At 72.5% G+C, this 5101-nt stretch carries 2 protein-coding genes; both read left to right on the top strand.

Annotated features, from left to right (window positions below; all coding sequences use genetic code 11):
* Positions 1-417 precede the first annotated feature (417 nt).
* Entirely contained in the window at positions 418-2850 is a 2433-nt protein-coding gene (locus ACFU7Y_RS39760) for a SulP family inorganic anion transporter (protein WP_380771284.1), read from the top strand.
* 242 nt (positions 2851-3092) lie between these two features.
* Positions 3093-5051, top strand: a complete 1959-nt coding sequence (gene acs, locus ACFU7Y_RS39765; RefSeq protein WP_224280151.1) for an acetate--CoA ligase — start codon at positions 3093-3095, stop codon at positions 5049-5051.
* The last annotated feature ends 50 nt before the right edge of the window (positions 5052-5101 follow it).

The raw sequence follows: 5101 nt of genomic DNA on the forward strand, positions 1-5101 counted from the left end.
GGCCTCCCCCACCCCGGGGAGGCCGCGGCCCGTTCGGCGTTCCGACCCCCGGCCGTCAGCCCCGCCTCGGCCGCTGCGACCAGCAGATTCCAGACGGTTCGACCACCACCCAATGGGGTGAATCAGGGAGTTTTCCGCTTCCCTCCCGGAACCACGCTGTGCAAAGCTTTCATTACTCTCGGTTTACCGAGTCTTGATGGTTCGCTCGGCGGCCCCCGGTGAGACGTCCCGCACCTCGCCCGGAGCCCTGGCGGGCCTGATGGTCAACGCCGGCCGGTGACACCCGCACTCCCCCGCCGCGCCCACGCCATCCCGCCACACCGTCGCGACCCACGACAGCCGATCCGCCCCGGAGCCCCACCCCGGATTCACCGCCGGACCTGACTGCGTTCGTTCCCCCGGACAGACGGGAAGACCATGACCCTCGACATCTCCAGCGCCCCCACCGCCTCCGACGCCACCGACCACGCGCCGCCGGGCCCGGGCCCCCGGGCCCGGTGGGCGCACGACCTCTCCGCGTCCCTCGTGGTCTCCCTGATCGCCGTGCCGTTCTCCCTCGGCATCGCTCTCGCCACCGGCGCCCCACTCACCGCCGGTCTGGCCGCCGCGGCCGTGGGCGGGATCGTGGTCGGGCTGTTCGGCGGTACACCTCTCCAGGTCAGCGGCCCCTCGGCGGCGCTGACGATGGTCACCGCCGGACTGATCGCCCAGTACGGCTGGCAGGCCACCTGCGCCATCACCGTCGCCGCCGGCCTGCTCCAACTCCTGCTCGGCGCACGCCGGGTGGCCCGCACCGCACTCGCCGTCTCGCCCGCGATCGTGCACGGCATGCTGGCCGGAGTCGGAATCACCATCGCCATCGCGCAGCTGCACGTCGTCCTCGGCAGCTCGCCGCAGAGCTCCGCGATCGCCGACGTCCTCGCCCTGCCGGGGCAGTTGGCCGGCCCGCACCCACCCGCGCTGCTGGCCGGCGCGGTGACCGTGGCCGTCCTGGTCGGCTGGCCCCGGCTCGGCCGACTGCCGGGCCGCGCGGGTGAGTTCGGCGCCCGGCTGGCCAAGGTGCCCGGCCCGCTGGCCGGTGTCGCGCTGGCCACCGCCCTCGCGTTCGCCCTGGACCTGCGGCTCGCCCACATCGAACTGCCCGCCTGGCGGCCGCAGGCGCTCCTGCCCGCGCTGCCGCACGGCCCGGCCCTCGGGCTGCTCGCCGCCGTCCTCACCGTCACCGCCGTCGCCAGCGTGGAGTCGCTGCTGTCCGCCGTCGCGATCGACCGGATGTCCCGCCGCACCGGCGACCTCGACCGCGAACTGCGCGGCCAGGGCCTCGCCAACCTGGTGAGCGGCCTGGTCGGCGGGCTGCCGGTCGCCGGGGGCGCGGTCCGCAGCACCGCCAACGTGCGGGCCGGCGGCCGGACCAGGTGGGCCTCGGTGCTGCACGGCGTCTGGGTGCTGACCGCCGCACTGGCGCTGACCGGCGGGCTGCGCCGGATCCCGCTGGCCGCGCTCGCCGCCCTGGTGCTGGTGGTCGGACTGCAGATGGTGAGCTTCGCGCACATCCGCAAGGTGCACCGGCACCGCGAGTTCCCCGTCTACCTGGTCACCGTGCTCGGCGTGGTGGCCGGCGGCGTGCTGTGGGGCGTCGCGATCGGCTCCGGCACCGCCGTACTGCTCGCCCTCTACCGGCTGACCCGCGCCCACGTGGATGTCGGGACCGGCCCCGACGGCACGGTCACCGTCCAGACGCACGGCCCGCTCACCTTCACCACCGTGCCCCGGCTCAGCCGGGCACTGGCCGGCATCCCGGCCGGGGCCGAGGTCACCGTGATCCACGACGGTTCCTTCCTGGACCACGCCGCGTACGAGACGCTGCACACCTGGCGGGCAGGGCACCAGAACGCGGGTGGCCGGGTCTCGATGGTGACGCGACGACAGGACGACGAGGTGCTCGACCCGGACGGCACCGTGCGCGCGGGCAGTTCACCGGGCCCGCACCGCTGCCGGGCATGGACGCCCTGGGTCGGCCACCACTGCATCGAGCAGCAGGAGGACCCGCACGACCGGCTGCTGGACGGCGTCCGGGTGTTCCAGCTGCACACCGCCCCGCTGATCCGGCCGGAGCTCGCCCGGCTGGCACGGGAGGGACAGACGCCCTCCCAGCTCTTCCTGACCTGCGCGGACTCCCGGATGGTCACCAGCATGATCACCAACAGCGGTCCGGGCGACCTGTTCACCGTGCGCAACGTGGGCAACCTGGTGCCGGCCCCGCACGAACCCGGAGCGGCGGACGACTCGGTGGCCGCCGCGGTGCAGTACGCGGTCGAGGTGCTGGAGGTGCGCTCGATCACGGTCTGCGGCCACTCCGGCTGCGGCGCGATGAAGGCCCTGCTCGACGGCGTGCACGAGCATCCCGGGCCGCCGACCCCGCTGGCCCGCTGGCTGCGCAACGGCCGCGGCTCGCTGGACCGGCTCCGGCGGGTCCCGGCGGAGTTCGCCGCCCGGCCCGCGGTGGACGTCGTGGAGCAGCTCTGTATCACCAACGTGGTCCAGCAGCTGGACCAGTTGATGGCGAACCCGGCGGTGGAACGCCGGGTCGAGGAGGGCACCCTGCGGCTGGTCGGGATGTACTTCGACTTCGCGACGGCCCAGGCCTACGTCCTGGACCGGGCCGCCGGAACGTTCAGCCCGGTCGAGGCCCGCACCGGGAAGCCCACGACCGGAACCGCACGCCACGCCGAGGGTCCCATCGGAACCGGCCCCGATGTCCGACCGAACACAGCATCGGCCGAACGGGTGAATGTGGATGATCGCGTTCCGGTCGAGGGCGGCGAGGAGGGCCCCGGGCTGGCCGCCTGAGAGCCGGGCCCGTGTCCCCGCCGGTCGGGCCGGGGCACGGGCCCACCGACCTTCGCACGGTCTTGCGGTCCTCCGCGGCGGAGCGTGCGCGAGGCAGGACGACTGCCGGTCAAAGGTCTACACCAATTCCCAGGAGCCTCTTGTCAACTGCCCCGTTCGCCTGGTGAGCTGTGCGCTGGGACACACGGGACAATCCCCACGCACGGGATCGCCCCCGATCATGACTCGATGAGGAGTGCGCGTTGAGCAACGAGAGCCTGGCCAACCTGCTCAAGGAGGAGCGGCGCTTCGCCCCGCCGGCAGAGCTCGCCGCAGCCGCCAACGTCACCGCGGCCGCGTACGCGCAGGCCTCCGAGGACCGTCTGGGCTTCTGGGCCGAGCAGGCCCGTCGCCTCACCTGGGCCGTCGAGCCGACCGAGACCCTCGACTGGTCCAACCCTCCCTTCGCCAAGTGGTTCGCCGACGGCAAGCTCAATGTCGCGTACAACTGCGTCGACCGCCACGTGGAGAACGGCCTGGGCGACCGGGTCGCCATCCACTTCGAGGGCGAGCCCGGCGACGGCCGCTCGATCACCTACGCCCAGCTCAAGGACGAGGTCTCGCAGGCCGCCAACGCGCTGCTGGAGCTCGGTGTCCGCAAGGGCGACCGGGTCGCCGTCTACCTGCCGATGATCGCCGAGGCGGTCGTCGCGATGCTCGCCTGCGCCCGGATCGGCGCCACCCACTCGGTGGTCTTCGGCGGCTTCTCCTCCGACGCCGTCGCCTCCCGCATCCAGGACGCCCAGGCCAAGCTCGTTATCACCGCCGACGGCGGCTACCGCCGCGGCAAGCCCTCCGCCCTCAAGCCGGCCATCGACGAGGCGCTCACCAAGGCCGACGGCGTCGAGCACGTCCTGGTGGTCCGCCGCACCGGGCAGGACATCCCGTGGACCGAGGGCCGCGACGTCTGGTGGCACGAGATCACCGCGCGCCAGTCCACCGAGCACACCCCCGAGGCGCACGACGCCGAGCACCCGCTGTTCATCCTCTACACCTCGGGCACCACCGGTAAGCCCAAGGGCATCCTGCACACCTCGGGCGGCTACCTCACCCAGGTCAGCTACACCCACCACGCGGTCTTCGACCTCAAGCCGGAGACCGACGTCTACTGGTGCACCGCCGACATCGGCTGGGTCACCGGCCACTCGTACATCGTCTACGGCCCGCTCTCCAACGGCGCCACCCAGGTCATCTACGAAGGCACCCCGGACACCCCGCACCAGGGCCGGTTCTGGGAGATCGTCCAGAAGTACGGCGTGACCATCCTCTACACCGCGCCGACCGCGATCCGCACCTTCATGAAGTGGGGCGACGACATCCCCGCGAAGTTCGACCTGTCCTCGCTGCGGGTGCTGGGCAGCGTCGGCGAGCCGATCAACCCCGAGGCCTGGATCTGGTACCGCGAGCACATCGGCGCCGGCAAGGCCCCGATCGTGGACACCTGGTGGCAGACCGAGACCGGCGCCATCATGATCAGCCCGCTGCCGGGCGTCACCGAGACCAAGCCGGGCTCGGCCCAGCGCGCCCTGCCGGGCATCGCGGCCACCGTGGTGGACGACAACGCCGTCGAGGTGCCGAACGGCTCCGGCGGCTACCTGGTGCTCACCGAGCCGTGGCCGTCCATGCTCCGCACCATCTGGGGCGACGACCAGCGTTACGTCGACACCTACTGGTCGCGCTTCGAGGGCCGCTACTTCGCCGGTGACGGCGCCAAGAAGGACGAGGACGGGGACATCTGGCTGCTCGGCCGGGTGGACGACGTCATGCTCGTCTCGGGCCACAACATCTCCACCACCGAGGTCGAGTCGGCCCTGGTCGGCCACCCGTCCGTGGCCGAGTCCGCCGTGGTGGGCGCGACCGACGCCACCACCGGCCAGGCCATCGTCGCCTTCGTGATCCTGCGCGGCGGCATCACCGAGAGCCCCGAGCTGGTCGAGGAGCTGCGGGCGCACGTCGGCCGTACGCTCGGCCCGATCGCCAAGCCGAAGCAGATCAAGGTGGTCGGCGAGCTGCCGAAGACCCGCTCCGGCAAGATCATGCGCCGCCTGCTGCGCGACATCGCCGAGGGCCGCGAGGTCGGCGACACCACCACCCTGGCCGACAGCACGGTGATGAGCCAGATCCAGGCCCAGCTGCCGTCCTCGGAGAACGGCAACGACTGAAACCACCGAGCCGGCAACGGCTGAGCCCCACCGAGACGACGGCTGTGCCC

The sequence above is a fragment of the Kitasatospora sp. NPDC057542 genome (genome assembly GCF_042801945.1).
Lineage (GTDB): Bacteria > Actinomycetota > Actinomycetes > Streptomycetales > Streptomycetaceae > Kitasatospora.

Bases quoted from the DNA above. Each gene is read 5' to 3' on its own strand.
- ACFU7Y_RS39760 (WP_380771284.1), top strand. From the start codon at position 418: ATGACCCTCGACATCTCCAGCGCCCCCACCGCCTCCGACGCCACCGAC.